Origin of the sequence: Paraburkholderia phenazinium, assembly GCF_900141745.1 — a bacterium.
GTDB classification, from domain to species: domain Bacteria; phylum Pseudomonadota; class Gammaproteobacteria; order Burkholderiales; family Burkholderiaceae; genus Paraburkholderia; species Paraburkholderia phenazinium_B.
The window spans coordinates 3,566,418-3,593,395 of record NZ_FSRM01000001.1 but is presented as its reverse complement, the minus strand read 5'-3'; the positions used below and the strand labels follow the sequence as shown (position 1 = coordinate 3,593,395).

The 26,978-nt window shown below is 62.2% G+C and carries 23 protein-coding genes; 11 read left to right on the top strand and 12 right to left on the bottom strand.

What is annotated here, in order from left to right; translation table 11 throughout:
* Positions 1 to 55: 55 nt before the first annotated feature.
* From BUS06_RS16070 to BUS06_RS16060, 3 genes are read right to left on the bottom strand one after another with little or no spacing between them, the layout of a single operon-like run.
* Positions 56 to 2,323 carry a xanthine dehydrogenase family protein molybdopterin-binding subunit gene (locus tag BUS06_RS16070; protein WP_074265167.1) on the bottom strand — a complete coding sequence of 756 codons (2,268 nt, stop codon included), beginning with the start codon at positions 2,321 to 2,323 and terminating at the stop codon, positions 56 to 58.
* Positions 2,320 to 2,775 carry a (2Fe-2S)-binding protein gene (locus BUS06_RS16065; protein WP_074265166.1) on the bottom strand — a complete coding sequence of 152 codons (456 nt, stop codon included), beginning with the start codon at positions 2,773 to 2,775 and terminating at the stop codon, positions 2,320 to 2,322. The genes BUS06_RS16070 and BUS06_RS16065 overlap by 4 nt, the downstream gene beginning before the upstream one ends.
* The gene (locus tag BUS06_RS16060; RefSeq protein ID WP_074265165.1) at positions 2,772 to 4,142 is read right to left on the bottom strand and encodes a cytochrome c; all 1,371 of its coding nucleotides are present in this window, start codon (positions 4,140 to 4,142) and stop codon (positions 2,772 to 2,774) included. The genes BUS06_RS16065 and BUS06_RS16060 overlap by 4 nt, the downstream gene beginning before the upstream one ends.
* A 238-nt stretch (positions 4,143 to 4,380) precedes the next feature.
* Between BUS06_RS16060 and BUS06_RS16055 the strand changes: the two genes are divergently transcribed.
* A complete protein-coding gene (locus BUS06_RS16055) occupies positions 4,381 to 6,039 on the top strand; it encodes a tetratricopeptide repeat protein (protein WP_074265164.1) in 1,659 nt (552 codons plus the stop codon).
* On the opposite strand, the gene BUS06_RS16050 is transcribed toward BUS06_RS16055, so the two are convergent.
* Complete coding sequence (locus BUS06_RS16050) at positions 6,008 to 6,601, bottom strand: NADPH-dependent F420 reductase (RefSeq protein WP_074265163.1); 594 nt, start codon at positions 6,599 to 6,601, stop codon at positions 6,008 to 6,010. The genes BUS06_RS16055 and BUS06_RS16050 overlap by 32 nt on opposite strands.
* A 48-nt stretch (positions 6,602 to 6,649) precedes the next feature.
* The gene (locus tag BUS06_RS16045; RefSeq protein ID WP_074265162.1) at positions 6,650 to 7,390 is read right to left on the bottom strand and encodes an SDR family NAD(P)-dependent oxidoreductase; all 741 of its coding nucleotides are present in this window, start codon (positions 7,388 to 7,390) and stop codon (positions 6,650 to 6,652) included.
* A gap of 122 nt (positions 7,391 to 7,512) precedes the next feature.
* Between BUS06_RS16045 and BUS06_RS16040 the strand changes: the two genes are divergently transcribed.
* From BUS06_RS16040 to BUS06_RS16030, 3 genes are all read left to right on the top strand, one after another.
* Positions 7,513 to 8,403, top strand: coding sequence for a LysR family transcriptional regulator (locus tag BUS06_RS16040; protein WP_074265161.1), 891 nt, complete (start codon positions 7,513 to 7,515; stop codon positions 8,401 to 8,403).
* Between the two features lie 171 nt (positions 8,404 to 8,574).
* Positions 8,575 to 9,375: a phosphodiesterase gene (locus BUS06_RS16035; RefSeq protein ID WP_074265160.1), complete on the top strand. Its 801-nt coding sequence runs from the start codon at positions 8,575 to 8,577 to the stop codon at positions 9,373 to 9,375.
* A gap of 117 nt (positions 9,376 to 9,492) precedes the next feature.
* The gene (locus BUS06_RS16030; protein ID WP_074265159.1) at positions 9,493 to 10,053 is read left to right on the top strand and encodes a GNAT family N-acetyltransferase; all 561 of its coding nucleotides are present in this window, start codon (positions 9,493 to 9,495) and stop codon (positions 10,051 to 10,053) included.
* Between the two features lie 24 nt (positions 10,054 to 10,077).
* On the opposite strand, the gene BUS06_RS16025 is transcribed toward BUS06_RS16030, so the two are convergent.
* Positions 10,078 to 11,013, bottom strand: coding sequence for a LysR family transcriptional regulator (locus tag BUS06_RS16025; RefSeq protein ID WP_074265158.1), 936 nt, complete (start codon positions 11,011 to 11,013; stop codon positions 10,078 to 10,080).
* 135 nt (positions 11,014 to 11,148) lie between these two features.
* On the opposite strand from BUS06_RS16025, the gene BUS06_RS16020 reads away from it, so the two are divergent.
* The gene (locus tag BUS06_RS16020) at positions 11,149 to 12,462 is read left to right on the top strand and encodes an MFS transporter (protein WP_074265157.1); all 1,314 of its coding nucleotides are present in this window, start codon (positions 11,149 to 11,151) and stop codon (positions 12,460 to 12,462) included.
* A 45-nt stretch (positions 12,463 to 12,507) separates the two neighbouring features.
* Positions 12,508 to 14,004: a M81 family metallopeptidase gene (locus BUS06_RS16015; RefSeq protein WP_143787532.1), complete on the top strand. Its 1,497-nt coding sequence runs from the start codon at positions 12,508 to 12,510 to the stop codon at positions 14,002 to 14,004.
* Positions 14,005 to 14,017: 13 nt separating this feature from the next.
* Here BUS06_RS16015 and BUS06_RS16010 read toward each other — a convergent pair whose 3' ends face one another.
* A complete protein-coding gene (locus BUS06_RS16010; RefSeq protein WP_074265155.1) occupies positions 14,018 to 14,929 on the bottom strand; it encodes a LysR family transcriptional regulator in 912 nt (303 codons plus the stop codon).
* Between the two features lie 128 nt (positions 14,930 to 15,057).
* Here BUS06_RS16010 and BUS06_RS16005 point away from each other — a divergent pair, with 128 nt between their 5' ends.
* Positions 15,058 to 18,594, top strand: coding sequence for an ABC transporter ATP-binding protein (locus BUS06_RS16005; protein ID WP_074265154.1), 3,537 nt, complete (start codon positions 15,058 to 15,060; stop codon positions 18,592 to 18,594).
* 90 nt (positions 18,595 to 18,684) lie between these two features.
* Here BUS06_RS16005 and BUS06_RS16000 read toward each other — a convergent pair whose 3' ends face one another.
* Complete coding sequence (locus BUS06_RS16000) at positions 18,685 to 19,137, bottom strand: hypothetical protein (protein ID WP_143787531.1); 453 nt, start codon at positions 19,135 to 19,137, stop codon at positions 18,685 to 18,687.
* 679 nt (positions 19,138 to 19,816) lie between these two features.
* Here BUS06_RS16000 and BUS06_RS15995 point away from each other — a divergent pair.
* Positions 19,817 to 20,119: a DUF4148 domain-containing protein gene (locus tag BUS06_RS15995; RefSeq protein WP_074265152.1), complete on the top strand. Its 303-nt coding sequence runs from the start codon at positions 19,817 to 19,819 to the stop codon at positions 20,117 to 20,119.
* A 70-nt stretch (positions 20,120 to 20,189) separates the two neighbouring features.
* Here the strand turns inward: BUS06_RS15995 and BUS06_RS15990 are convergent, their stop codons facing one another.
* On the bottom strand, positions 20,190 to 21,050 hold the full coding sequence (locus BUS06_RS15990) for an alpha/beta hydrolase (RefSeq protein WP_217272809.1): 861 nt from the start codon (positions 21,048 to 21,050) through the stop codon (positions 20,190 to 20,192).
* Between the two features lie 172 nt (positions 21,051 to 21,222).
* Here BUS06_RS15990 and BUS06_RS15985 point away from each other — a divergent pair, with 172 nt between their 5' ends.
* Positions 21,223 to 21,762 carry a YbaK/EbsC family protein gene (locus BUS06_RS15985; RefSeq protein WP_074266127.1) on the top strand — a complete coding sequence of 180 codons (540 nt, stop codon included), beginning with the start codon at positions 21,223 to 21,225 and terminating at the stop codon, positions 21,760 to 21,762.
* A 32-nt stretch (positions 21,763 to 21,794) separates the two neighbouring features.
* Here BUS06_RS15985 and BUS06_RS15980 read toward each other — a convergent pair whose 3' ends face one another.
* Complete coding sequence (locus BUS06_RS15980; protein WP_254368854.1) at positions 21,795 to 22,736, bottom strand: aldo/keto reductase; 942 nt, start codon at positions 22,734 to 22,736, stop codon at positions 21,795 to 21,797.
* Between the two features lie 322 nt (positions 22,737 to 23,058).
* Between BUS06_RS15980 and BUS06_RS15975 the strand changes: the two genes are divergently transcribed.
* The gene (locus BUS06_RS15975; protein ID WP_074265150.1) at positions 23,059 to 23,712 is read left to right on the top strand and encodes a hypothetical protein; all 654 of its coding nucleotides are present in this window, start codon (positions 23,059 to 23,061) and stop codon (positions 23,710 to 23,712) included.
* 212 nt (positions 23,713 to 23,924) lie between these two features.
* Complete coding sequence (locus BUS06_RS15970; protein WP_074265149.1) at positions 23,925 to 24,152, top strand: hypothetical protein; 228 nt, start codon at positions 23,925 to 23,927, stop codon at positions 24,150 to 24,152.
* 63 nt (positions 24,153 to 24,215) lie between these two features.
* Here the strand turns inward: BUS06_RS15970 and pstS are convergent, their stop codons facing one another.
* Positions 24,216 to 25,307, bottom strand: a complete 1,092-nt coding sequence (gene pstS / locus BUS06_RS15965) for a phosphate ABC transporter substrate-binding protein PstS (protein ID WP_074265148.1) — start codon at positions 25,305 to 25,307, stop codon at positions 24,216 to 24,218.
* Between the two features lie 69 nt (positions 25,308 to 25,376).
* A complete protein-coding gene (locus BUS06_RS15960; RefSeq protein WP_074265147.1) occupies positions 25,377 to 26,861 on the bottom strand; it encodes an MFS transporter in 1,485 nt (494 codons plus the stop codon).
* Positions 26,862 to 26,978: the final 117 nt, after the last annotated feature.

Genomic DNA, 26,978 nt, shown 5'->3' with positions numbered 1-26,978 from the left:
CTTTGGGTTGCGCGAGCTCGTCGCGTATTGCTCTGGTTTGAAGAAGACGCCGGTATTAGACCCGCAACGCCGCGCGCAACTTTTCCGGCGATAAAGGCAAATCCCTGAAGCGCTTTCCGGTCGCGTTGGCAATCGCATTCGCGAGTGCCGCCGACATCGGCCCTTGCGATGCTTCGCCAACGCCGAGAAACGGCGTGCCCGGCCGGTCGATCAGATCGACATCGAGCACTTTCGGCACGGAAGAAAAGCGCAGGATCGGATAGGCGCTCCAGTCGAAACTCGTGATGTTGTGCTCGTTGAAGGTCGTGGCTTCGAACAGCGTCCAGCTGGCCGATTGCAGGATGCCGCCTTCGATCTGATTGCGCACGCCGTCGGGATTCACGATCTGTCCGCAATCGAGCGCGCTCGCGACGCGTTCTATCGTCACGTAACCGGTCTCGCGTTCGATCGAGATTTCGATGGCCAGTGCACAGTAGGCCATCAGGTTCTTGTACTTCGCGAAGGCGAAACCGACGCCACGCGACGGTGCGCCCGAGTGTGCGAGATGCGGCCAGCCGAAACGTTGCGCCGCGCGCTCGATCACGGCATGCGCGCGCGGATCGTCCAGATGCTTCAGCCGAAACGCGACCGGGTCGGTATGCGCAGCAAGCGCGAGTTCGTCGATGAAGCTTTCGATCGAAAAGATGTTGTGATACGCGCCGAGCGAGCGCATCGCCGACACACGGATCGGCATGTCGGGCAAAAAATGATGCTGCACGTACAGGTTGGGCACGCGATACAACGGAATGCTGTTGCGGTCGCCACCGCCTTCCGGCATCGGAATCGGCTTCGGTGGTGCGGGCGTGAAGGGTTTCGAAAGGGACCATGTCGGCATGAAGCGCCCGGCATTTTCGATGCGGTTGTTATGCGTGTTGCTCCAGAGTTCGTACTTCCAGTCGACGATCTGCCCGTTCGCATCCAGCGACGCAGAAATGTTGCTCGACATCGCCGGTCCGAACGGCTCCCACGTGTGTTCCTGCTCGCGCATCCATTGCACGCGCACCGGTTTGCCCGGCACGGCGCGCGCGATCAGCGCGGCGTCGGCGGCGACATCGTCGGCACCGTTGTGTCCGTAGCAGCCGGAGCCTTCGACATGGATGCAGCGCACGCGCTCAGGCGGCATCGACAGCATCTCGGCCAGCCCCTTGCGCATCGGGAAGACGCCTTGCGTGTGAGTCCAGACCGTCATCTGTCCATCGTTGAGCCACGCCACGGCGCACGACGGACCGATCGAACCGTGCGTCAGATACGGTTTGGTAAAGCGCGCGTGCAGTGTCTGCGCTGCGGGCGGCGCCGCGCCCTGCGTGTTGGCAACCGAGATTTCCTGCGCGGGCAGTTTCTCCAGCGTCTCGTGAATCGTCGCCTGTGCCGGTAGCGGCGGCCCGCTTTGCCATTGCGCGAGCTCTGTCAGCGCGCGCATGGCGGTGATGGCGCGCCATTCATCGTCGGCCACGACCGCGAGATAACTGCCGTCCTGCACGACGGCGATCACACCTGGCATCGACCGTACCGACGTCACATCTACCGGCTTCAACGTCGCACCGTACGACGGCGGCCGCACCACACGCGCGTGCACCATGCCGGGCAGCTTCATATCCTGCACATAGCGCGGAGCGCCGGTTACCTTGCCCGGAATATCGACACGATGAAACGACTGACCAATCACCTTATATGTACTGGGATCTTTGGTCGGCACGCCGGGCTGGGCATTGCGATGCAGATTGACGCCGCTGACAGCTTCGCCGAATGTGAGACGACGGCCATCGGTGGCGACGATTTCGCCGTTGTGGGTCGTCAACGCGGCAACGTCCACGTTCAATCGAGCGGCCGCTGCCTCGAGCAGGAGCGCCCGTACCTGAGCCGTGGCGTTGGCGATTGCGGTGCCGCTGTCGGCCGTCGAATGGCTGCCCGCGGTGTAGCCCTCATCCGGTGTCGAGTTAGTGTCCGCGGTCACGAGCGTGATGTGTTCGGGCATCACGCCGAACTGTTCGGCGGCGATCTGCATGAATGCAGTGCGAATGCCGGTGCCGAGTTCCGCCTTGCCGGTAAACACGCTGATGCGGCCTGTTTCGTCGATCTTGACCCACGCGTCGAGCATCGGCGCCGTTTTCAGACTGCCCGGCAGGCTCGGCGCGGACGCGGTGAAGGTGCCGGCTTCGGTGGTGGTGGTCTGCGCGAGCGCGCGCGCCGCAGGCAGCAGCGTGAAGCCGACCATCACGCTGCCCGCCGCGAGAAAGCGGCGGCGGCTGACGCTGTCGGGTGCGGCGGGTGTGTCGTTGCTCATGCGTGTTGCCCAGCTTCACGAATCGCGGCGAGTATCCGCATATGCGTGCCGCAGCGGCACAGGTTCGGCTCCATGTGTGCGCGGATCTGTTCGTCGGTGGGTGAGGGCACCCGTTCGAGCAGCGCCTGAGCCCGCATCACCATGCCGGCGATGCAGTAGCCGCACTGCGCTGCCTGCCTGTCGATAAACGCCTGTTGCAGCTTGCCGGGCTTGTCCACGGTACCAAGTCCTTCGATCGTGCGTACGGGACGTGTGCCGACCGCTGCTACGGGCAACAGACACGAGAACACCGGCTCGTCGCCGACGATCACCGTGCACGCACCGCATTGGCCGAGACCGCAACCAAACTTGGCGCCGTGCAGGCCGAGCTGGTTGCGCAAGGCGTAGAGCAGCGGCGTCGATGGATCGATATCGAGCTGATGGGGTACGCCATTCACGACGAGTGTCATCATGGTTCGCTGGTCTCCTGGCGCAGTTTCTCGACGTTGGCTGCGTCGAGGTTCCATGCGGGTTGGCTGCTGAAGTTGGCACGCAGGTACGCGGCGAGATCGGCAATCTGCGCGTCGGTGAGCGTGCCGGCGAAGGCCGGCATGTACGGGCCGCGCGTGCCACGTTCGTTAGGAATCCCGTCGAGAATCAGCCGCAGGGCATTGCGTGGATCTTGCGCATTGACGGCTGTGCTCAGCGCGAGCGATGGCCGGTCGCCAAAGGTCGTCATCGGCGCATGGGCTGCGTGACATGATGCGCACGTAGCGCTAAAGAGCACGGCGCCATTTTGCACGTGCATGTTGTCGGCCGGGGCGGTTTGCGTTTGCGCTTGTGCTTCTTGCGGTGCCGCGTCTGTCAATGCTGTAGCGCTTGCTGTCTGCAGCGAGAGCAGATAGGTAGCCATGGCGTCGACGTCGGCATCGGACGCATCCGCTAGCGACTGCGTGACCGGCCGCATTGGCCCAGCCGACGCGCCATGTTGATCAGCTAGGCCGGTACGCAGATACGCGGTCAACTGATCGTGTGTCCACGGCTTAGGCGCGCGCAGCAAAGTGGTCAGCGCGGGTGCTTGCCAGCCTTCGATCACGTTTCCGTCGAATGCCTCATCGCGCTTTTCGGCTCCGAGCAGATTCATCGGCGTGTGGCACGCTGCGCAATGCGCTGGCCCATCGATCAGATATCGGCCGCGCAATAGCTGTTCTTCGTGCGATGCGGTTGGCGTCGAGGTTGACGTTGCTGCAGCAGCAAAGGACGCGCCATCCGGTTCGACGCCTCGGTTAAGGAAGAACAGGTTCCATACCGCGATCAACGGACGAAAGCCAAGCGGAAACATCAGACGGTTGGCAGGCGCGGTGGCCTGCACCGCATCGCGCGACATCAGATACGCGTAGACCGCGGCGATGTCGGCATCCGTCATATGTGTGAAGTGCGGGTACGGAAAGGCTGGATAGAGCAGATGACCGTCGCGGGAGACACCGCGCCGCATCGCCTGCTTGAAGTCGTCGAGGGACCAGGCGCCGATGCCGGTCTGGCGGTCGGGCGTGATGTTGGTGGAGTAGATCACACCGAACGGCGTATCGAGCGGACGGCCGCCCGCGAAGGGCGCATCATGCTTCGCGGTATGACACACGACGCAGTCGCCGATCGCAGCCAGTTCCGCGCCGCGTTTAAGCGTGGCCGTTTCATCGGCCGCCGGCGATGCTATGGGCGCTTCCGCGACAGCCGTTGCCGCGAAGAGCGGATGCACGAACCAGCACGACGTCGCCGCGACGAACGCGGTGCACGCCAACACGCACAGCCATGCCGACAACCCGATCGACCTCGTCTTCATTGCGTCTCTGTCGTTATGTTCGACCCGTCGGCATGTATAGCACATACGCCGCGCACAAATAACATCATCGCGTGCGGTTCGAACTTTTGACACCGATGATGGCACGAGAATGGCGCGCAGGTAACACGAAGGTGACATACGCCAGGCGATCGGCCTGCAGCCGATAGGATTATCATCTCGCAGCGGACGCTATCCGCTGCGAGCACGAAGCGTCGCGACCTGATTTCTCTGAACAGATATGAGTTCATCCTCCACAAGCGATCCCTCCAGCACGCGCGATGACTTGTCGACAGCGCATCCGGACCACGCAGCACGATTCACGGACGCGCTCGCGAAGGTGACGCCGCTGCTCGAGATGGAGCCGCCGTTAGCGGAGCACCAGCTTGCTGAGGCGTTGCAGATCGCAGCGGTCAGTTCGCTCGGTCTGGGCCGGTTCGACGATGCCGAGTCGTATTGGCGCCGTTCGATCGCTGCGAACCCAGGCCTCGTGGATGCGTACTTAAACCTCGCCACGCTTTTGAAAAAGCTAAACCGTTTGCCTGAGGCGGAGGCACTGTTTCGGCAATTGCTGCATGTCCGTCCCCATCTCGCGGATGTCCACAACCAGCTTGGTTCGTTGCTGCAGGACCAGGGGCGCTTCTCCGAAGCTGAGGCGGCTTATCGGCAGGCTGCGCTGCTTCGCCCTGACCGCGTCGAATTTCATTACAACCTGGGCGTCGTGCTGAGGCCGCTTGGCCGTTGGCGCGAAGCTGCGCAAGCGTATCAACGGGCAGTCGAAATGAACCGGGGCTTTGTCATGGGCTACAGCAACCTCGGCAATGTATTGAAGGAGCTGGGCCGCCTGCCGGAAGCCGAGGATGCCTACCGCGATGCACTTGCTATCCACGGCGATTATCACGTTGCGAAGTTTGCCTTGGCTACACTGCTGATCAGCATGGGACGCTTCGAAGAAGGATGGCAGCTATACGAGGAGCGTCACGAGGACCCCAACTCCATCCAGCACAGGACGCAGAAGATCATTGGCCGTCCGCGCTGGCGTGGCGAAGCTTTGGCGGGAAAAAGGCTGCTGGTCTGGCAGGAAGGTGGTCTTGGCGATGCGATTCACTTTGGGCGCTACTTTTCGCTGCTGAAGGCGCAAGGAGCGGCGGAGGTCGCGTTTGTCTGCGGGCCGGCGCTGCAGCGGCTCTTCGCGAGGGCTGAGGGCGTCGATGCGGTGCTGAGTCACGAAGCGGGACGGGCCAAGGCGGCCTGTTACGACTACTGGACGAGTCCCTTGAGCGCGCCGCTGTATCTGGGTACGACGCTTGAAACTATTCCATCGCCTATGCGGCTGAAGCCCGACCCGTCCCTCGTCGAATCCTGGCGTGTGCGCCTCGCGGGGCTGCCGCCGGGTCGAAGGATCGGTCTCGTATGGAAAGGCAACGCCAAACATCAGAACGATGCGCACCGCTCGCTGCGATCGCTTACGATGTTGGCGCCGCTCTGGAGTGTGCCGGGAATCAGTTTCGTGAGTCTGCAGAAGGGGGAGGGCGAGGATGAAGCTGCCGCACCACCGGTCGACCAACCCCTGTCGCATCTCGGCTCCGAGATCGCGGATATGGCCGACACCGCCGCGATCGTCGCGCAACTCGATCTTGTGATCTGCGTGGATACGTCGATCGCGCATCTCGCGGCATCAGCGGGAACGCGTTGCTGGGTGATGCTGCCGGCAGAGGAGGTCGACTGGCGCTGGATGCACGAACGCAGTGATTCGCCCTGGTATCCCGGGACGATTCGTCTGTTCCGCCAACCTTTGGGCGGACAGTGGCCTGTGGTTATCGAACAGGTGCGGCAAGCGTGTGCGGAGCGGTTCCCGGAATATGACCTCAGTCGAACTTCGTCAGGTCCTGGAAAATGAGTTGTGCCCACGTGTTGCCGCGAGCCTGAACGAGCAGACCGCCTTCGCCGATCTTGCCAAGCTCGATGGGGGCGAAGCCCAGACGATCGACCAGGGCCGCCACCGAGGCGCTAGCGTCTTCGTGGTCGCTGGAGACGAACACGACCCGCCGGCCGCCTTGCCGTGTCGTCGCCCCTTGGGCCAGGGTGGCAGCAGGCAGATGGTTGAAGGCCTTCACCACCTTCGCTCCGGGAAACGACTTGGCCACCGCAGCGCTCGACGGCAACCCGCCAAGTTCCTCTGGAGGCACGCCGTACGCGTTCATCGCGTCGATTACGATCTTCCCTTCCCAGTTGGCGGCAGCCCGCCCGATGTCCCGGTGATTGGCGAAGGGCACGGCCAGGATGACGACGTCCGCCTTGACCGCGTCCTCGATTCGCCGGGGCACGAGTAACGGGCCGATCTCCGCCGCGAGTGCATCAACCGGTCGTCTTCCTGCCACGATTACTTCGATATCCTGATGGGAAAATGCCTGGGCGATGGCCGTGCCGATCTTGCCAAGCCCGATGATTGCGTAGCTCATTGAAATCTCCTTGATGTATCGGAGCGCGCTGGCGGCGCTTCTCTGGTGTCAGACCTGACCGATCCCGCCATCGGCCATCAGATCCGAGCCCGTCACGTAAGAACTCTGATCGGACGCGAGGAATAGAGCCGCGCTGGCAATTTCCTCGGCCTGGGCGAGTCGACCGAGCGGGATCATGCCCTGGTACATCTTCACGAGATTCTCGCGAGTGTCCGACTGCGAATCGAGAATCGGAGTGTCGGTAGCGCCGGGGCTGAGCATGTTGACGCGGATGCCGCGATCCTTGAATTCCGCAGCCCAGGTGCGGGCATAGGAACGCAATGCCGCCTTGGTCGCCGCGTAAGCGGTGTGGCCAGGAATACCCATCTGATGCATGGCTGACGAGACCAGAATGATCGATCCGCTGCCTGTCATCATCGGCAACAGCTTCTGCACCATGAAGACGGGGCCGCGGGCCATGAGGTTGAACGCCTTGTCGAAATGCTCGGGCGTGAGGGTGTCGATCGGAGCCTGCTCCGTAAAGCCCGCGTTCGACACGATGATGTCGACGACACCCTTTTCTTCTTTGACTGCCGCAGCGACACGGTCGAGGTCATCGAGATTCGCAGCGTCGGCCTTGATAGCCGTCACGTTGCGACCGATCAGTCTGGCGGCCTCGTCGAGCTGCGCCTGCCGACGGCCGAAGATAAACACGTGAGCGCCTTCAGCGACAAAGCGCCTGGCCGTCGCCAGACCGATACCGGTCGTTGCGCCGCTAATGACGGCGATCTTGCCTGTAAGTGTGGACATTGAAACCTTCTGCCTGTTCGTGATTGACAAGTTCATGGTAATTGTCATCGCCGGCGATGATAATCCGCCGATTTCCCATAAGATCCATTCTCAGAGAGAATGGGTTAAACGGGAGAGATGCAATGGACCGGTTTCACGAATTGAACGCCTTCATCGCTGTTGTCGAAGCGGGGGGCTTTTCCGCCGCGGCGCGTCGAACGGGCGAATCGCAGTCCGCCATCAGTAAGGCTATCGGTGCGCTCGAAAAGCGCCTCGGCGTGATGTTGTTCAACCGCAGCACACGCAGCGTGACGCTGACGGACCAGGGGCAGAGATACTACGATCGGACCAAGCCGCTGGTCGACGAGATGGATGAAGCCGATAGCGAACTGACCAGCAGCACGCTCAATGCATCCGGCCTGATCAGGATCGCCGCGTCCGGAACTTTCGGACGCCTGCACATTCTTCCGCTTATCCCCGACCTGTTGGCGCTGAATCCCGGCCTTCAGGTCGATCTGATTCTTTCGGACTTCGTACGAGATATGGTGGAAGACAGGATCGATCTGGCGATTCGTGTGGGCCCGGTCGACGATCCTGATGCGGTGGTCAGGCGCGTGGCCAGCACTCCGCTCGTGTGCGTCGGCTCCCGTCGTTACTTCGAGCAACACGGAATGCCGAAGATCCCCGCCGAGCTCGTCGATCACAATTGCCTTTTATATGGAGGCCTGATCGAATCGGCGAACTGGCCGTTCGTCGGGCCGCAAGGCCGGTTTAGTGTGGCCGTCCGTGGAAATCTCTCGTCCAACAGCGTCGAAACGATTCGCTCAGGTGTGCTGGCCGGGGTTGGAATTGGCCTGTTCGCCAAAGTCTCTCTTGCCGATGAGCTCCTGGATCCGGACGTGATCAGCATTTTCGACGAATATATAAGCGATGCCCGGGATGTGAGCCTCATCTGGCCGAAGCGTCGATTTGTGCCTGCACGCGTACGTCGTGCGACGGATTTTTTTGCTGCGGCTTTGGCGGAGCGACTTTAGACCAATGGAACCCGCCGGAGCGCGGAGTGTCGTCTCTGCGGATGTGGGCAGTCGCGATGGACGTTGGATTACCGCGCACTGGCTTGCCACAAACGATTTTTGGTCGCTTAGCCTTCACGCAACATCGAATTGTCTTCCTCCAACAGACCATGACCGGAGAGCAGGGTATCCATGACAGTGATCGCGCAACTTTCAGATATTCATGTTCGACCGCGAGGAATGCTTTATCAGGATCTCGTAGACTCCAATGCGATGTTCGCGCGCGCGATCGAAACGCTCAACCGGCTGCATCCCGTTCCTGATCTCGTGCTGATTACTGGTGATCTGACGGACGAGGGATCTCCCGAAGAATATGAGGCACTGCGTGAATTGCTCGCGCCGTTAAAGCATGCGTTTGCCGTCATGCCCGGCAATCACGATGACCGGGACCATTTGCGCGCCGCCTTCGACGATCACTTGTGGTTGCCTGCCGAAGGCGAGCTTCACTTTGGCATCGACGTGGACGCAGTGCGGATTCTCGCGCTCGACACGAGCTTGCCGGGTCTCCACCACGGTGAACTAAGCCACGCGTCGCTCACGTGGCTCGAACGGGAACTTGCTGAAAACTTGCATAGACCGGTCGTCATCGCGATGCATCATCCGCCGTTCATCACCGGCATACCGTATCTCGATCAGTACGGCCTGCGAAATGTTGGCGCCTTCGCCGAGCTCGTGTCTCGATACGGCAATATCGACCGTATCGTCGCAGGTCACGTTCACCGCTCGATGCAGACGCGCGTTGGATCTGTGCCCGTATTGACGTGTCCGAGCACGACGACGCAGATCGCGCTGCGCGTCGAACCGGACGCCGAGCCGGCGTCCTATCTTGAACCGCCTGCATTTATGTTGCATCGCTGGGCAGACCCGGCGGGCTCCGCGGTTTCGCACTTGTGCTACATCGGGCGCTTTGAGGGACCGCTGCCGTTTGCCTAGACTTCACTAACAGGACGGCCCCCCCCACTGGCCGCCTGGCATGTAGGTGCCAGTAACCTTCCGTTTCGGGTTTGAGAACTCCGTGCACATCGAACTCGACGAATACACACCTCACACATGTCCTTGCCAACCCCGACGCTGCATACCGCCCGCCTGCTATTGCGCCCGTTCACCGACGCCGATATGGACGCTATCTTCGCGCTGCAAAGCAGCCCGCGCGTGCTGCGTTACTGGGACGCGCCGGCCTGGAAGAATCGCGCACAAGCGGAGCGCTTTATCGCCGGTTGCAGGCAGATTGAGCGGGAAGGCACCGGCGCGCGGCTGGCCATCGAGCGGGCCGCCGACGGTGTGTTCATCGGCTGGTGCTCTCTGGGCAAATGGGATCCGGTCTATCGCAGCGCGAAGATGGGCTATTGCCTCGATGACGTGGCATGGGGCCAGGGCTTCGCCACTGAAGCAGCGAACGCTTTGTTGCAATGGGCCTTCGAGACGCTGGACCTGAACCGTGTTCAGGCCGAGACCGATACGCGCAACACGGCATCGGGCCGCGTGCTAGAGAAACTCGGGTTCGTGCACGAAGGCACGCTGCGTGAAGATTGCATCGTGGACGGCGAGGTGTCGGATTCCTCGGTGTATGGGCTCCTCAAACGGGAATGGAAGCCGTTGCCTCGCCGCTGAAGCGTCGCCGCAAAGGCGAACGCCTCAGCCCCCAGCCCTTGACGCACCCGCCGGATTAAACATGGACATCCGGCTCACCATCCACTTCAGCACTTCATCTGCCGCGGCACTCAACGGCCGCCCGCCCCGGATCAGCAAACGAGCCTTCGCCGATGCAAACAGCGGGTGATCGATCGGCAACGCAACCAGCTCGCCGCTGGCGATTTCACGCATTGCCGCGAATCCCCCAATCAGCGTCGCGCCATTGCCTTTCTTGACGAAGCGCTTCATCACCGCCAGCGAGTTGGTGGAAACCGTTGCCCGGATGGGGATATTTTCGGCGAACGCGAGCATTTGCACGGCCTGGCCCAGTCCGTACGCGGGCGGCATCAGCGCGAGTGGACACTGAAGCATTTCGCTGACGCTCACCGGTCCGCCACGCAGCGCGAGCGGATGGCCGGCGTGGACCAGCAACTCCACCCGCTGTGACGACGTCGCACGATACTCGATGTCCGGATGCGTCGGCGGGTTGTAAGCCAGCCCGATGTGCGCGCGGCTTTCCACCACTTCGCCGACCACATCGTTGACGGGCAGCGCGTCGACCGTGATGTCGAGCTGCGGATACTGCGCGCAGAAGTCGGTGAGCACTTCGTCCATCAGGCCGTCGATATACCCTTCGCTTATTGCGAGCCGCACATGGCCTTGCTGCAAGCCCTGAAGTGCTTGTAACCGCTGTTCGAACTGCTCCTGCTGCGCCTGGCAGCCACGCCAGAACTCGACCAGATGCAGCGCCGCTTCGGTTGGCGCGACGCCGCGAGCACGGCGCTCGAACAGCGGTGCGCCGATTTCCTCCTCCAGCAGCCTGATCTGCCGCGTAATTACCGAAGCCGCCGTATTCAGCCGGTCCGCGGCGCCGCGGATCGAGCCGTGGGTCAGCACTTCATGGAAGTAGCGTAGCCGGCGCTGATTGATCTCTCGCATTGTCGGGTCCTTTCCTGACTGTTGCCCATTGAGCAACGTTACTTCACATTAGTTGCTCTTGCTATCCCGTTTTTGGCTGCCGACCATGATTCGGTGCCTCAGCCGTCCCCTACGACCCTTCTCCGGAGATCGTCCGTGTCCGCCATTCCATCGAATCCGAGCGCAGACCAGACCACGGCGCTCTACAGCAGGCTCAATCTGCGTCTGCTGCCGTTTCTGCTGATCTGCTACCTGTTTGCCTGTCTCGACCGCCTCAACATCGGCTTTGCGAAACTGCAGATGCAGACCGATCTGAACTTTTCGGACGCGGTCTATGGCGTCGCCGCGGGCATCTTCTTCCTCGGCTATGTGCTGTTCGAAGTGCCGAGCAACCTGTTGCTGCCGAAACTGGGCGCGCGTAAAACGATCAGCCGCATTCTGGTGCTGTGGGGCCTCACATCCGCATCGATGCTGTTCGTCCACAACGTGCCGATGTTCTACGGGTTGCGGTTTCTGCTTGGCGTATTCGAAGCCGGCTTCGCGCCGGGGATGATTTTTTACCTGACCTACTGGTACGGCGAGGAGCGCATGGCGCGCGCGATCGCGACCGTGATGATTGCCGGGCCGCTCAGCGGCGTAGTGGGTGGGCCGCTATCGGCGTGGACCATGACGACCTTCGCCGGCGCGTTCGGACTCGCCGGCTGGCAATGGATGTTTCTCGTCGAAGGCTTGCCGTGCATCGTGCTCGGTGTGGTGGCGTGGTTCTTCCTGGTCGATCGGCCGGGCGACGCGAAGTGGCTGTCGGCGGAAGAGAAGCGCGCGCACACGGCGAGCCTGGGTACACCTGCCGCCGCGCATCATTCATTTGCTCAGGTGGCGCGCGACCCCCGTGTCTATCTGATGGCGCTGGGCTATTTCTGCGTGATCTGCGGCATCTATACGGTCAACTTCTGGTTGCCGACCATCATCAAGGCCGACAAGGTGACGGACACCATGCAGATCGGCCTGTACTCGGCGATTCCCTACATTGCTGCCGTGATCGGCATGTATTTAGGAGGACGTAGCTCGGATCGCTATCGCGAGCGCCGCTGGCACAGCGCGGTGCCGGCGCTTGTCGCGGCGATCTCACTGGCTATCGCGACGCTGGCGAGCGGTCAGCTTGCGTTGTCGCTCATTTTCATGACCATCGCCACGGCGGCGATGTGGGTCTCCTACACGGTGTTCTGGGCCATTCCATCCGACTATCTGAAAGGCGATGTCGCCGCGGGCGGTATTGCCTTGATCAATACGATCGGTTTGCTCGGCGGCTTTTTGAGCCCGACCATCATCGGCTGGGCCAAGACCGCGACCGGCAGCCTGCAGGCTGGCCTGTATGTGATGGTCGCGTTGCTGGCGCTCGGCGCGGGCCTGCTGCTGGCGATCCGCTTGCCGTCGCGCACGGAGGTCGTCGCTCAGCGTGCCCGGGCCTGATCCCATGCACGCGCTGGTGCGCTGTCTTTAATGGAGAGTACGAACTTGGCATACAAGATCCTGATTGCTGGCTTCCAGCACGAAACCAACACGTTTGCGCCGTCCCTGGCGACCTATGAAAGCTTCGTACGTGGCGAGGGTCATCCGCCGATGGCGCGAGGCGACGCTGTGCTCGCGATACGCGATGTCAACCTGCCGATCGGCGGCTTTATCCAGGCCAGCGAGCGGCAAGGGCACACGCTGCTGCCCGTCATCTGGACCGCCGCGAGTCCTTCCGCGCAGGTGACGGAAGACGCCTATGAACGCATCGTCGGTGAGATCGTGGCGGCAGCGGGCGAGGGTGGCTTCGACGCGATCTACCTCGACTTGCATGGTGCGATGGTGGCGCAGCATGTGGACGACGGCGAAGGCGAACTGCTCGCACGCATCCGTGCCAAGGTCGGTCCGTCTGTGCCGGTCGTCGCTTCGCTCGACCTTCATGCGAACGTGACCGAGCGCATGCTCGCCAGCGCCGATGCGCTCGTCGCCTACCGGACTTATCCGCATGTCGACATGGCCGACACTGGCGCGCGGGCCGAGCGCCTGCTGGTGCGCTTGCTCGACGAGCGCAAGCCACTTGCACGAGCCGCCCGTCGTCTGCCGTTCCTGATTCCGATCAATGGCATGTGCACGATGCTCGAACCGGCTCGCTCGATGTACGAAGCGCTCGGCACGCTGGAGCAGGGACCGGTGGTCTCGCTGTCGTTCGCGCCGGGCTTTCCCGCCGCTGATTTTCCGGAATGCGGGCCTGTCATCTGGGGTTATGGTGAGGAGGCCTCAGCGGTGCGCGACGCCGTCGATTCGCTGTACGACACAATGCTGCGCAACGAAGCGCAATGGGCGGTGCCGTTCCTGTCTCCCGACGCTGCCGTCGCTGAAGCGATCCGCCTCAGTGCAACGGCGCAGAAGCCCGTGGTGATCGCGGACACGCAGGATAACCCCGGCGCCGGCGCCGATTCGAACACGACCGGCATGCTGCGCGCGCTGCTCGATAACGGCGCACAGGATGCCGCGCTCGGCCTGGTCTGGGACCCTGAGGCGGCCGCGCAGGCACACGCAGCGGGCGTGGGCGCAACGCTGGAGCTGGCGCTGGGAGGCCGCTCGGGAACGCCGGGCGATGCGCCTTTCATCGGCACATTCGAAGTCGTCGCGCTTTCCGACGGCCGCTGCCGCTACGATGGTCCGATGATGCACGGCATGCAGGTAGAGCTGGGCCCGGTGGCCTGCCTGAAGATAGGGGGCGTGCGCATCGCCGTGAGTTCGACCAAGGCGCAGATGCTCGATCGCAATCTCTATCGGGTCGCGGGTATCGTACCGGAGCAAATGAAAATACTGGTGAACAAGAGCTCCGTCCATTTTCGGGCCGACTTCCAGCCGATCGCGCACACGGTGCTGGTCGCGAAGGCGCCGGGTCCGATGACGGCAGATCCCGCCGACTTGCCATGGAAGTGGCTCGCGCGAGGTATCAGGATTCGGCCTATGGGAAAGTCGTTTGGCGGCTGAGGGCGCCTTGAGGCTATGCTCTCGCTGCAACCAGCGTGTGCATCGGAGGCACGGTCGCCTCCGAGCAGAGAAACTCGATTAACGCGTCGAGCTTGCGATGACGGCGCGTCGGTCCGCGCCGCAGAACGAAGCACCACGACGCCGGCCGGGAGCGGTCGGGAAACAGCCGCACCACACGCCCGCTGCGCAATTCCGCGTCGATCAGCGGCGAGCGCCCAAGTGCGAGTCCCGCACCGCCGACGGCAGCACTCAGCACCTGACTGAAGCTGCTATAGCGGACGATTTTGGTTTCGAAATCGCCAGGCAGCCCGAACTCCGCTGACCAGTTGCGCCAATCGATCTCAGGGAAATCCTCGTGCGTTTCCTGCAGCAGACGGCAACGGCAAACTCTCGTGGAGGCGAACTCATACAGATCGGGACTGCAGACCGGAAACACCTCTTCGCGGAACAGCACGATGTCATCGGGACGTAGGGCGCGTTCGGATACGTGCAGGATGGCGAGGTCGATGCTGTGGCGGGCGAATTCTGGTTCGCCATCCTGAATGATGGCGTTCAGCGGGGCATCAGGATGGCTGGAAGAAAACTCGGCGAGACGGCGCGCCAGCCACATTGTCGAAAACGATGCGTTAGCAGAGACGGTCAGCCGTCTGGAGACTCCCTTGATCTGTGAACAGGCATCCTCCAGCAGCGCCAGCGCATTGCTGACCGAGGGCATCAGGTTCGATCCGGCCGGTGTCAGGCGAATTCCCCCCAGCCCCGTGCTGCGTTCGAGCAGACGCGTGCCCAGCGATTCTTCCAGGCTGCGGATCTGATGGCTCACGGCGCTGGTCGACACGCTCAGTTCGACCGCCGCGCGGGCAAAGCCGCCGAGCCGAACCGCCGCCTCGAACGCGCGCAACGCTGACAGTGGAGGGATATTGGACATAGGAGGGTATTGTAGGATATTCAACACCCCTTGAAAAACCATCTTTTGCCTGCCGGTCCGGCGCTTGGTAACGTCGCATAAACCCGAATATAAAAAGCGACGTTGCGCTGAACCGACCGGAGAAACGGATGTATTTCGATAGCAGGTTATGGATGATGATGGCGGGGCTGCGGTTACGCGTGGCCGGCGCGGTGGTGCTGGGCTTGCTCGCTATGGGCTTTGGCGTGATGCGCTTCGTCTTTCTCGGCCGGGTTCTCGCGCTCGCGTTCAAAGGTGCACCACCGCAACAGATTGCGCTCGCCGCAGCCGCTACGGTGGCCTGCATGCTGCTGCGGGCCGCACTCGATCATCGCCGCGTCGTGCTGGCCCAGGGCACGGCTGGGCGAGTGCAGTCGGTGCTGCGCGCACGCCTGTTCGACCGCATCGCCGAGCTTGGCCCCGCCTGGTTCGGCGCCGAACGCACCGGTGGCGTGATGCTTGCCGTCATCGACGGCGTGGAGCAGTTGCAGACTTTCTTCGGCGCTTATGTGCCGCAACTCGTTATCGCAGCTTGCGCGCCGGTGGTGATCTTCGCGGTGCTGGCCTGGTGGGACGTGCCAACCGCCGCCGTGCTGCTGGTCGCCGCGCTCGCGACGCTCGCACTGCCGATGCTGGTCCACAACGCCGACAAGCGCGCGGCCATCGCTCGCGCGGCGGCGTTCAAGGCGTTCGGCGAAGAGTTCCTCGATGCGGTGCAAGGTCTGCCCACACTCAAGGCATTCGGCCAGAGCGGTGCCTTCGCGCAAAAGCTCGCGGGTCACGCGCGAGCCTTGTCCGGAAGCACGTTCTGGGTGCTCGCCCTGGGTCTGCTGACCCGCTTCTTTACCGATCTCGGCACCGGGCTGGGCGCGGCGGCTGCCATCGCGGTAGGCGCCTGGCGGGTGCGTCACGGCGAGATGAGCCTTGAAGCCTTGCTGATCATCCTGATGGCCGGCACGGAGATCTTCCGGCCGCTGCGCGATCTGCGTTCGGTGCTGCATTCGGGCATGATCGGACAGTCGGCGGCGAACGCTATCCACACGTTGCTGGAGGCCCGTAGCGATGCTCCGGCTGCGCTCGGCGCGCAGGTCCCGGACCTGACGCCCAGCATTGCATTCGACAGCGTCGGCTTTGCCTATCCGGGCCGCCGAGCCGATGCCCACGCCGGGCTGAGCTTTACGATTGCCGCCGGCGAAACGGTGGGCATCGTCGGGCCTAGCGGGGCGGGGAAATCGACCATCCTGCGCCTGCTGTTACGCCAGCACGATGCGCAGGCCGGCACAATCAGCATCGGCGGTCACGACATTCGCACGCTGAATCCCGACCAGGTGCGCGGCATGATTGCGATCGTCGCGCAGGACACCACGCTGTTCGACGGCACGATCGCCGATAACCTGCGGCTCGGCCGGCACGATGCCAGCGAGGCGGACATGATCGCCGCAGCGACTGCGGCCAATATCCACGACTTCATTAGTGTGCTACCCGACGGTTACGCGACGCGCATCGGAGAGCGCGGCGCCACCCTCTCCGGCGGACAGCGCCAGCGCATCGCGATTGCCCGGGCGTTGCTGCGCGACGCGCCGATCCTCGTACTCGACGAGGCGCTTTCCGCAGTCGATGCGGAGAACGAAGCAGTCATCCAGCAAGCGCTCGACCGCTTGATGCGCGGTCGCACGACGCTGATTCTCGCGCACCGGCTGTCGAGCGTGATCGGCGCCGACCGGATTCTCGTGCTGGAGCAGGGGCGCGTGGTGCAGAGCGGCACGCATGCCGAGTTGATCGATCGTCCGGGAGCGTATCGCCGTCTGATGGGACCGCAGGTCTCAACGAGAGGCGAAGCGCCGGCTGTGATCGAGCGGGTAAGGACAGCGGCAGTTTCGTCGGGGCCGCAAGTGCGAGCGCTCGCCGAGGACGCCGCGGCGATCGGTTGGGGCGACACATTGCGGACCTTGTTGCGCTTCGTTCGACCATGGCGCACGAAGCTGACGCTGACCGTGCTGTGCGGCATCGGCCGTGTCCTGAGCTTCATCGGGGTTGGCGTGCTGGCTGCGCTGGTTGTGGCCGGCGTCTCTTCGGGGCGGCCAGTCCTCGCGTTGACCATCGGACTGCTAATTGCTGCGCCAGTTGCGGCGACGCTTCACTGGCTGGAATCCTGGCTCGCCCATGACATGGCTTATCGTCTGCTGGCGGAAATGCGCATTGCCTTGTTTGCGAAGCTGGAGCGTCTCGCGCCTGCGTATCTGCTGCGTCGCCGTTCCGGCGACCTGGTGGCGCTGGCCACTCAGGACGTGGAGACCGTCGAATATTTCTATGCCCATACCGTGGCACCGGCATTCGTCGCAGTGTTGATTCCCGCTGGCGTGCTCGCATTGCTCGCATGGGCGGCCTGGCCGCTCGCGCTGGTGCTGCTGCCTTTCCTTGCGTGGGCCGGTCTCACTCCGGTCTTCGCGCGCAGCAAGATCGACCGTCTCGGTGGCGAGGCACGCGCTGCATTAGGACAGCTTGGCGCGCATCTCACGGAGACGATCCAGGGTCTCGCCGAACTCGCCGCTTTCCAGGCCACGGGGCGCCGCCGCGCAGTGTTTCTCGCGGACCTTCAGGCTTACCAGAAGCAGCGCTCCGCTCTGCTCGACGATCTGTCGCGTCAGAGCGCCGCGCTGGAAATCGCGACCGGCCTCGGTGGACTCGCCGTGGCCTTGCTGGGCGCCGTGCTTGCTTCGCGCGGCTGGTTTGCCCACGAGTGGCTGCCGTTGCTGGTGCTTGTAGCCGTCGCGGCCTTCATGCCCGTCGCCGAGATCGGCCAGGTGGCGCGTCAGTTAGCCGATACGATCGCCTCCACGCGCCGCTTGCATGTAGTCGAAAGCGAGAACGAACCGGTGACCGACGGCGACCTCCCGGTGCCGGCGAACCCGCCCATCCACATCGAAGCGTTGACGTTCTCGTACCCGGGACGCAGCGTGCCGGCGCTGGACCGCGTGAGCTTCGCCGTACGTCCGGGCAGCACTGTGGCGCTGGTGGGTGCATCGGGGGCAGGCAAGTCGACGGTAGCGAATCTGCTGTTGCGTTTCTGGGATCCGCAGCAAGGCGCAATCAAGCTGGGCGGCACCGATTTACGCCAGCTGCGCCTTGACGATCTGCGCAGCCACATTGCGCTGGTGGCGCAGGACACCTATCTGTTCAACGACACGCTGGAGGCGAACATCCGTCTCGCGGGACGCGACGTATCCGACGAGGATGTGCGCCGCGCACTGGATCGGGCAGCGCTGAGCGAGTTCGTGGACCGCTTGCCGGAGGGACTTGCAACCCGGGTGGGCGAACGCGGCGTGCAGCTGTCTGGCGGTCAACGTCAGCGGGTGGCGATTGCGCGGGCATTCCTCAAGGACGCGCCGATCCTGATCATGGACGAGGCGACTTCGCATCTGGACACGATCAGCGAGCAGCAGATCCGCGCGGCGCTGGAAGAGCTGATGGCGCACCGTACCTCCATCATCATCGCGCATCGTCTGTCGACCATTCAGAACGCGGACACCATTCTCGTGATGGATGGCGGACGCGTGGTCGAGGCCGGTAGTCATGACGAACTGCTGGCTGCGCGCGGTGCCTATGCAAGGCTCGTCGCGCACCAGTCGGGCGTGGTGGCCGCTTAATTGGACGTATGCGCTGGCATCAGGATGCCAGTACAGCGGTGCAGGGCGGTGGCCAGCGACGCGCGCCCGCAAACGGGCGCGCGTCCGGCCTTAATGCGTTATAGATACCTTGAAGGCAGACTCGTAAGTCAACTGGACGTGCTCGTGGCGCGCCAATGAATTCATCACGGTGACGAGATCCGGCTGGCTCACCTTCACGGACTGCGCCGTGCCTGTCCGGTCGGCAATGGTCAGGAGATTCAGCTTGCTATTGATCGCCGTGACTTCCACTACCCCGTCATAGGTTCGCACTGCGCGAAAACCGTCCTGGCCGGAATCGGCTGACGATTGGGTCACCTTGACGCTGTGCGTCAAGCGCGTGAGTTTGGCACCCTTCATGGGAGTAAGCGCGGTGACGTACGGCTCCAGATAGGCGATGGCGACTTTGTTGCCTACGCTAACCCGGTCGAGCACGTCGCTATGGTCCTTCGCGTTCAGACTCAGTTCGCGGCCGCTTTTGAGCGTCACGACAATGATCGAATTCTTCTTGTCGATGAAACTCACGGTGCCGTTTGCGTGGTCAACGGTTTTGTCGCTTTGTGAACTGACGGCCGCTGCCGAAGCGGCTGCCGGTTCCGAAGCCGTGTTGTCGGCCGCGGCGCAGATTGAAAGCCACGAGGACAGACCTAGTACGACCGCGATTGCTGCGGATCGCCGTGCTACGGAAGAACGACCACTGGACTGATAAAACATTAGTGCCCCCCTATCTATATGCGTTTCCGGTCCACGAAAGACGCAGCATCGATACGTCTCGCGCTTGACCCCTGAAATGCAGGTTCGAAATGTCAATTCCATCCTGATGGCACCGGAAACGTTTCATGCCGGCTTCTTGCGCCGCAGGATGCGGTGTAACGGTACCACGTTCCGCCAGCGGGCTTACCAATCGAAAGCTTGTCAGGGTGCTCGATAACGATGTGGTGGAAGGGTATCTGGAGTGGTTCAGATCAGAGGCAGGCGAGAAAGTGCGGACGGAGGTCGGCAAGGACGACGGCGTCGTGATCGACCGGCTGTTCACCTGAGGTTCGCGATCCATATCACAGCGTGAAAAAACCTTCACGTGTCCGAAGCCGGAACGACACCTCTTCCTGCCTATTCTGAATACGCAACTTCGGCAACGGTCCATTTCCATCGCGACACAGGCCGCCTTGCCGCAGGGCAATATTAGACACTGGAGGAAGACACCATGAAGACCCCGTTGAAGTACGCATTGCCTCTCGGGCTGATGATGACCAGCGCCTGTGCGATGGCTTCGGGCCAGCTCACGCCGCACGAGTGCAACTCGTATCCGTTCAAGCACACTCAGGGCGAGGTGACGCACCGCGACATGATCCGTGAACTGCGCGAACTGGAGTCCGTCGGGTACCGGCCTTCGACTGATAACTACTCCCTCGACATCACCGATGCACGGGCGCGTTTGATGGCGAAGTACGCTACGGACTGCAAACCAGATCAGAATGCGACGGCTGTACCGCCGTCGAGCAGCTGATTCGTTTCAGGCTGCGGGTAAGGGCGTCGCGCCAGGCTTTCGATGCCTGCGCGCGCTTATCGCGTTGGTGTCAGGCGCCTGCGTGCTCCATCCAGCCAGCGATGGCGTCGACCACCTCGCCCTCGATCCCGTAGTAGCCGTGTGGTGACAGCGACGCACACTGGTTCGACGAATGCGCCGTGCCCCCTTGCACGAATATCACGGTGCTGTGCGTATTGCGCATCGACTTTGCAATCGCGTCGGCCATCGAAGGTGGTGCGACCCAGCACTGATCGTCCTTGTTCGCGACCACGAGCGCGGGTACGTGCACGTCATCGGGATGCGCGTCGAAGACGGTCTCGTGCGAGGCGCCGAGGATCGACACCGATTCGGTCAGGATCACGCCCGCAAGTCGCGAGCCTTTCTCGTGTGAAGCCGCGTTCATCGCTGCAATCGACCCCTGGCTCGTGCCCATCACCCAGACGGGGACGTTGGCCTGCTCATGAGCGAAGGCCACGATCTCCCGCGTTACTTCAGCGTAGGCAGCGGTGCTGCGCTTGCCGCGCATCGACTCATGGTCGATCGCGTCCACCAGCACGACGCCATAACCCTTGGCTTTCCATAGGTCCCGCGAGCGAACGACGAAATTGTCGCCGTGTTTGATCACGCCATCTTTCTCGATGCCGATGTCGTCTGCGCCGCCCGGAAACATCACGATGATGCCGCGTGGTTCCGAGGGCGGTGCATCGTATAGGACCCGCTGAAAGCCGCCGTCTGCAAGCGGCAGGTCCCGCACGAGGACACCGCCTTGCGACGCCGCGCTGATGACCTCCTCGTTCGCCGGGTGGTGATGATGGATCTCGAAGGTGGATGCATCAGCGGCAATGGACAGCGTGCAGAGAACGGCAGCAACGAGGGCCGAGCGAAGGCGGCCAGTTTGATGTGAGAACACGCAAAGCCTCTAGGTCGGGTATCTTCAGGACTTCCTTGCCATCCCGTGGATGACACATGCGAGGATACGAGACAGCGCGCCAAATTGAAAATACATGTGAACGACGGTTGCCATATTTTCAGTGTATGGCAATCTGGCGCAAAATAGACTCAAGACAATCAGCCTGCCTATCATGCACTCACACGAATCTCTTCAGAAGCTGGACATTATCGAAGCCGATCAGCTCGCCGATCATCTGCCGGCGCAGGTCATCGCTCATTTGCCACCCAATGGTGTCGTCGTATTCGCCGTCAGCGACGACGCCTCGGATACGGCCGCGTTCAGCGAGCGTTATGGTTTCGGCCTGGAAGACTGCGCGAATACCATCGTGATTCGCTACAGGAAGGATGGCGGCGAGCACTACGCTGCGATTGTGACGCTCGGCTCGTTGCGGCTCGATATCAACGGTGCGGTGAAGGCACACCTCGGCGCGCAGCGGCTCTCGTTCGCCAGGCGGGAGGTTGCGGTCGAACATAGCGGAATGGAATTCGGCGGCATCACAGCGTTTGGAGTGCCTGACGACTGGCGCATTCTCGTCGATGCTGCGGTGATGGAGCGTGAGCAGGTCGTGATGGGCGCCGGTGTGCGCGTGGCCAAGCTGTTGTTGCCGCCAGCGGTGTTGCGCGGTTTGCCAAACTGCGAGGTTGCGCAGTTGACGTTGCCTGCGGAGTAGGCGCCGTTGGCTGCGACTGCGTGGTTACGCGCTCATGCGCTGAGCGCGGCGACGATCTGTTTGCGCAGCGCCGGGTCGGGATAGTCACCGATACCGGCGTGCACGTTGTCGATCATGTATTCGGGGCGTCCAGTGCCGGGGATCACGCAGGTCACCGCCGGATGCGCCAGCACGAACTTGAGCAGAACCTGGGCCCATGAGGTGCAGCCGATTTCCGCGGCCCATCCTGGCAATGGACGCCCGTGCAGTTGCGCGAGCAGGCTGCCGCCGCCGAACGGCTGATTGATCACCACACCTATGCCTCGCTCGGCTGCCAACGGCAGGATGCGTTCTTCAGCGGCGCGATCGTCTGCCGAATAATCGATCTGCACGAAATCGAGTTTCTCGCTGCGCATGATGGCCTCGACTTCGTCGAACGCGCCTGAGGTGTAGTGCGTGATGTCGAGATAACGGATCCGTCCGCTGGCTTTCCAGTCGCGCAGCGTTGCCAGTTGCGTGCGCCAGTCGAGCAGGTTGTGAATCTGCATCAGGTCTATATGCGGCTGCTGCAGGCGCCGCATCGACTCTTCCATTTGCGCAATGCCTGCTTCGCGGCCTTGCGTCCATACCTTGGTGGCGACGAACGCTTTCTGGTGGGCGGCGAGTTGGGTCAGCAAGGTGCCGGTTACCGCCTCGGAGGTGCCGTACATGGGGGATGAGTCGATGACGGAGCCGCCGGCGGCGAACAGTATGCGGAGTACCTCGGCTAGACGTGCCTGGGCGGTGAGGTCGTCGCCGACGTCGAAGGTGCGCCATGTGCCGCAGCCGACTACGGGGAGTGGCTCGCCGGTGCTCGGGATTGGGCGTGTGTGCATGGATGGGGTAGGTTGCGCTTTGAGCAGGGTGCTAAGCGGTGCGGTCAGGATGGTGCCTGCGGCGAGGCGCAGGAGGGTGCGGCGGGTTGGGTGTGGGGTCGTGGTTCGTGGTGGAGTCATGCGGTCCTCCGTGCGTCCTGTAGTCGCTCGTGGCGTCATCGGCACGGTGCGCTGCGCTGCGAAACGCCGGAACATGATGCTCTCACGAAACGGCAAATCCTGCGGTACGCAACCACTATCACCTGCGCAACTGCGACGCGCGTCATAAATCCTCAAGGGTATCAACGACTTGCCGAGTTTGCCTGGCAGTTATCCACATCCTTATGAACGGAATGTGTGGACAACTCGTACCCCGGCGTTCCTGCGCGCCTCATCCCCAAACCTGCGCCAATCAATATAAACGGTATATACTGTTTATATTGTTTATGACATGGAGATGAAAATGAACGAACCCAGCCTGAAAAAACCGACCAAAAAGACCTTCCACTTTCCGAAGAGCGCTACGGCAGACGCAACGGCCGATGCCAGTCAAACCGACGCAGTGGTGGAAGTAACCGCGAAACCCGAGAAGACGAAGGGAGCCGCAGCGCCGAAGGCATCGCGTCGCAAGTCCGCTGAAAAGGCCGCTGCCGCCCCGAAGACCGAGACTGCAGTGAAAGAAAGAGCCACCCCAAAGGCCGAAGCCGTAGCAAAAGAAAAAGCTGCACCGAAGTCCAAGGCCGCACCGAAGCAAAAATCCGCACCGAAAGAGAAGGCCGCCGACGCCAGCGTAGCTGCAGCTGAAAAGCCGAAGCGCGCCAAGAAGGAAACCGCGAAGAAAGTAGTCGCGAAGACGGAAGTAGCGAAAAAAGAAGTAGCGAAAAAAGAAGTCGCCAAGAAAGAAAAAGTCGTCCGCGACAGCTTCACGATGCCCAAGTCCGACTATGCAAAGATCGCCGCTCTGAAACAAAAGTGCCTCGAAGTCGGCATTTCGGTGAAGAAAAGCGAAGTGCTGCGCGCCGGTCTGCTGCTGCTCGAAGGCGCAACCTCGCAACGCCTGCTGGCTGCGATTTCGGCGGTCGAAACTGTCAAAACCGGTCGCCCTGCAAAATCGTAATTTGAAGTCGTAACGCAGGGTCGTATCGGCAAAGAAGCAAATAGGCAAAGAGGAAAAGAAGCAAAGAACTTCGCGCTCGTCTTGATCGTATCGCTCGCCGGCGGCAATCCCGTATACCGCTTCCGGGGTCACGCAAGTGACACTGCACTTCACTATCGTGAAGAGGCTCACTCCTATCGTGGAGTGAGCCGTTGCACATACCGGAGACTTCCATGAGCGATCAACACGAAGTTCATCACCATCACCACGAAGCAGCCAAGCATCTCGATTCAGCGGCCAAGCATCATCGCGAAGCAGCGAAGCATGCTGAGGCAGGCGATCACGAGGCAGCAAGCCACCATGCGCATCTCGCCCATGGCCACGGGCTGCACGCTGGCGAGCACGCCGAGCATGCGGCCAAGAAAGCGGCTCATCTGCATAGCGGCCATCAATCGATTTAGCCGCTGCTAAAAGACAAACGGCGCACCCTCGAACCGGGTGCGCTGTTCTGTTTTAGCGGGTCCTTATTTGATCGACTGGATCTGCGCCTGGCTCAGCTCCCACGTATGCGGCGGCAGCGGAATGAAATGCACGGTGTCGAGGTACGTCTCATTGGTTTCGGACGGCACGATCGACCATAGCAGGAAGCGGCGCACTGCCGCAGCCGTCGTCGGATCGGGCTGTTTCGTCGAGACCACCGCGTACTCGTAGTTGACGAGCGGGTAGGACCCCGAGGCCGGCGCGTACACCAGACTCAGCCGTTCGTCGGCCGGCGTGCGCGGACCCAGCGAAGCGGCGCCCGCCGTGATCGTCTCCTTGGTGGGCAGCACGAATTCCCCTGCGCCATTCTTGAGCGCAGCGGTGCCGAGTTGCGCGGCTGCCAGTTTGTCGCCAAAGCTGACACCCACGTAACCGATCGAAAAGGGCGTGCTCTGCAGTGTCTGCACCATGCCTGCATTGCCCGTCGCCGTCAGGCTGCCCGGTACGTTCGGCCACGAAATTGTCGTGCCATAGCCGTTGGCGTTTTCCCAGCTATCCGTTGCGAACGACAGAAACTGGGTAAAAACGAACGTATCCCCCGAGCCTTCGGCCCGGCGGATCGGCACGATAGCGTGATTCGGCAACGTTACGCCCGGATTGAGCGCGGCGATCTGCGGTGCATCCCAGTTACGGATCGTCCCGCTGTAGATGCCAGCGAGTACGGGGCCATCCAGCTTCAGATGCGTTGCGTTGAGACCGGGCACGTTGTAGTTGACGGTCTGCGCAGCGATTGCCAGCGGCACGTTGATGATCTGCGGATGTTGCCGCATCTCGGCATCGGACATATACGCATCGGACGCTCCGATATGCACCTTGCCCGCCAGCACCTGCTGGATGCCGGCTTCGGAACCCGTGCCGGCAACGGTGATGTGAACGCCGGGATGCGTCTTTGTGTACGCGTCCACCCAGGTCGTGAAGAGCGGGTACAGAAGCGTCGAGCCGGTCTCGTTCAACGTGAGGTCTTGTGCATTGGCCAACGCGCCCGTCATCACCGTGAGCGCTGCCACGCATAGCGGCGCGGCAGCGAAACGCTGCCAGCGCAGGCGTAGTGCAGGTTTTTTAACATCGTGATTCATGCATCTCTCCGTCGCATTGCTGGGAAGCTATCGTTTATGTGGAGCAACAAAGGCGGTACAAAGACGCGTCTACTGGCCAATCTCGTCCAGGCTCACACCATTCGTTTCGATGCGGAATAGCCAGGTCACCACGGCGCCTAGAATCGATGTGGCCACGAGGATGTAAAGCAGCGGCCCAGTGCCGATGCCCGTCAGCAGAATCGGGAACAGGAACGCAGTCGCCACTGCGCCGATCTTCCCGACCGCCGCTGCGAAGCCTGCGCCTGTGCCGCGAATCGCCGTCGGGAATACTTCGCCCGCCAGCAGATAGGTCTGCGCGTTCGGTCCCAGGTTGGTCATGAAGTTGAACAGCATGAAGCCGGCGAAGATGACCGCGGTCTTGGTCGAGCCTTCGAATCCATCGGAGAACGAAGCAAGCAGCAATCCGGCTGCGCAGCCGACGAACCCGACCACCTGCAACCAGATCCGGCCAACCTTGTCCGCCAGAATGACCGCGAAGATGATGCCGACGATCAGCAGCATCGTGATCAGCGCAGCGCCCTTGGCAGCGAGGATGTCGTTGAGGATCAGGTCGGTGATGCTGCGCACGTGGTCCTGCTTGGCGCCGAAGGCGGCGCCCAGGATCGTCGGCGTGAAGATGCCGATCCCGTACGTGCCCAGATCCTGCAGGAACCACGGCACCGAGGCGAGAATCGTCGCGCGCAGATTGCGCTTGGCGAACAACGCCATAAAACTGCCGTGACCGTGACCCGTGGCGGCATTATCGATTTCGCGCGACAGCGCGATACTGGTCGGATATTGCGGCGTGCGCACGAGCAGGCGTGTAGCAGCGGCTTCCGCACGGTCGACCGCGCCGCGGATATGCAGCCAGCCCGGGCTCTCGGTGATGTAAAAGCGGCCGATGGTCACTGCCAGCGCCGGGATGATCGCGGTGCCATACATCCAGCGCCATGCATCGAGGTTCGGGACGGTCGACAGCACGAGGAAGCCCACAGCGGTGCCGCCGAGTGCGCCCAGCGCCTGGAAGCCGAACGCGGCCAGCACCAGCTTGCCGCGACTGGTACTCGGGATGCTTTCGGAGATGATCATGTGCGCAGTCGGGTAATCGCAGCCGAGCGCGACACCGAGACCGAACAGGCAGATCACGAGCGAGAGGAAGTTAGTGCAGACGACCAGCAGCACGAGGAACGCTACGAAGATGATCATCTCGACGATGAACATCCGCTTGCGCCCGAAGTAATCGGACATACCGCCCAGACCCACGGCGCCCACCAGAATCCCCATCAGGCTCGCCGCGCTGATCAGACCGTTCTGCGCAGCACCGATGCCGAATTCGCGCGAGATCAGCGGCAACGCCACACCGGTCATGAAGACCACGAAGCCCTCGAAGAATTTGCCGGCTGCTGCGAGCGCCCAGATGCGCCATTGCATGCCGGTCATCGGGACGGAAGGAAGACGTGTGCCGTCTGGCCACATCGGACGCTCGTCGATGTACTGCTGAACCGACTTCACGGCGGCGCGCTGCACGCTGTCGGTGTCTGCCACATCATGCATATCACTCTCCTTGTGGTGTGTTGCTAATGCGCTCGCGTTGGAGTGCAGTTCGATGAGCGGAGCGCTACCCTCGCACGGAATTGCGATGCCAACGTGCATGGTGCCGCGCGCGGGTGT

What these genes read in the sequence shown, in the direction of transcription:
- BUS06_RS16060 (WP_074265165.1), bottom strand. Translation starts at nt 4,142, where the DNA reads ATGAAGACGAGGTCGATCGGGTTGTCGGCATGGCTGTGCGTGTTGGCG.
- BUS06_RS15960 (WP_074265147.1), bottom strand. Translation starts at nt 26,861, where the DNA reads ATGCATGATGTGGCAGACACCGACAGCGTGCAGCGCGCCGCCGTGAAG.
- BUS06_RS16045 (WP_074265162.1), bottom strand. Translation starts at nt 7,390, where the DNA reads ATGTCCACACTTACAGGCAAGATCGCCGTCATTAGCGGCGCAACGACC.
- BUS06_RS16010 (WP_074265155.1), bottom strand. Translation starts at nt 14,929, where the DNA reads ATGTCCAATATCCCTCCACTGTCAGCGTTGCGCGCGTTCGAGGCGGCG.
- BUS06_RS16035 (WP_074265160.1), top strand. Translation starts at nt 8,575, where the DNA reads ATGACAGTGATCGCGCAACTTTCAGATATTCATGTTCGACCGCGAGGA.
- BUS06_RS16070 (WP_074265167.1), bottom strand. Translation starts at nt 2,323, where the DNA reads ATGAGCAACGACACACCCGCCGCACCCGACAGCGTCAGCCGCCGCCGC.
- pstS (WP_074265148.1), bottom strand. Translation starts at nt 25,307, where the DNA reads ATGAATCACGATGTTAAAAAACCTGCACTACGCCTGCGCTGGCAGCGT.
- BUS06_RS16050 (WP_074265163.1), bottom strand. Translation starts at nt 6,601, where the DNA reads ATGAGCTACGCAATCATCGGGCTTGGCAAGATCGGCACGGCCATCGCC.
- BUS06_RS16055 (WP_074265164.1), top strand. Translation starts at nt 4,381, where the DNA reads ATGAGTTCATCCTCCACAAGCGATCCCTCCAGCACGCGCGATGACTTG.
- BUS06_RS16065 (WP_074265166.1), bottom strand. Translation starts at nt 2,775, where the DNA reads ATGATGACACTCGTCGTGAATGGCGTACCCCATCAGCTCGATATCGAT.
- BUS06_RS16030 (WP_074265159.1), top strand. Translation starts at nt 9,493, where the DNA reads ATGTCCTTGCCAACCCCGACGCTGCATACCGCCCGCCTGCTATTGCGC.
- BUS06_RS16025 (WP_074265158.1), bottom strand. Translation starts at nt 11,013, where the DNA reads ATGCGAGAGATCAATCAGCGCCGGCTACGCTACTTCCATGAAGTGCTG.
- BUS06_RS15995 (WP_074265152.1), top strand. Translation starts at nt 19,817, where the DNA reads ATGAAGACCCCGTTGAAGTACGCATTGCCTCTCGGGCTGATGATGACC.
- BUS06_RS15970 (WP_074265149.1), top strand. Translation starts at nt 23,925, where the DNA reads ATGAGCGATCAACACGAAGTTCATCACCATCACCACGAAGCAGCCAAG.
- BUS06_RS16040 (WP_074265161.1), top strand. Translation starts at nt 7,513, where the DNA reads ATGGACCGGTTTCACGAATTGAACGCCTTCATCGCTGTTGTCGAAGCG.
- BUS06_RS15975 (WP_074265150.1), top strand. Translation starts at nt 23,059, where the DNA reads ATGAACGAACCCAGCCTGAAAAAACCGACCAAAAAGACCTTCCACTTT.
- BUS06_RS15980 (WP_254368854.1), bottom strand. Translation starts at nt 22,736, where the DNA reads ATGACTCCACCACGAACCACGACCCCACACCCAACCCGCCGCACCCTC.
- BUS06_RS15985 (WP_074266127.1), top strand. Translation starts at nt 21,223, where the DNA reads ATGCACTCACACGAATCTCTTCAGAAGCTGGACATTATCGAAGCCGAT.
- BUS06_RS16005 (WP_074265154.1), top strand. Translation starts at nt 15,058, where the DNA reads ATGTATTTCGATAGCAGGTTATGGATGATGATGGCGGGGCTGCGGTTA.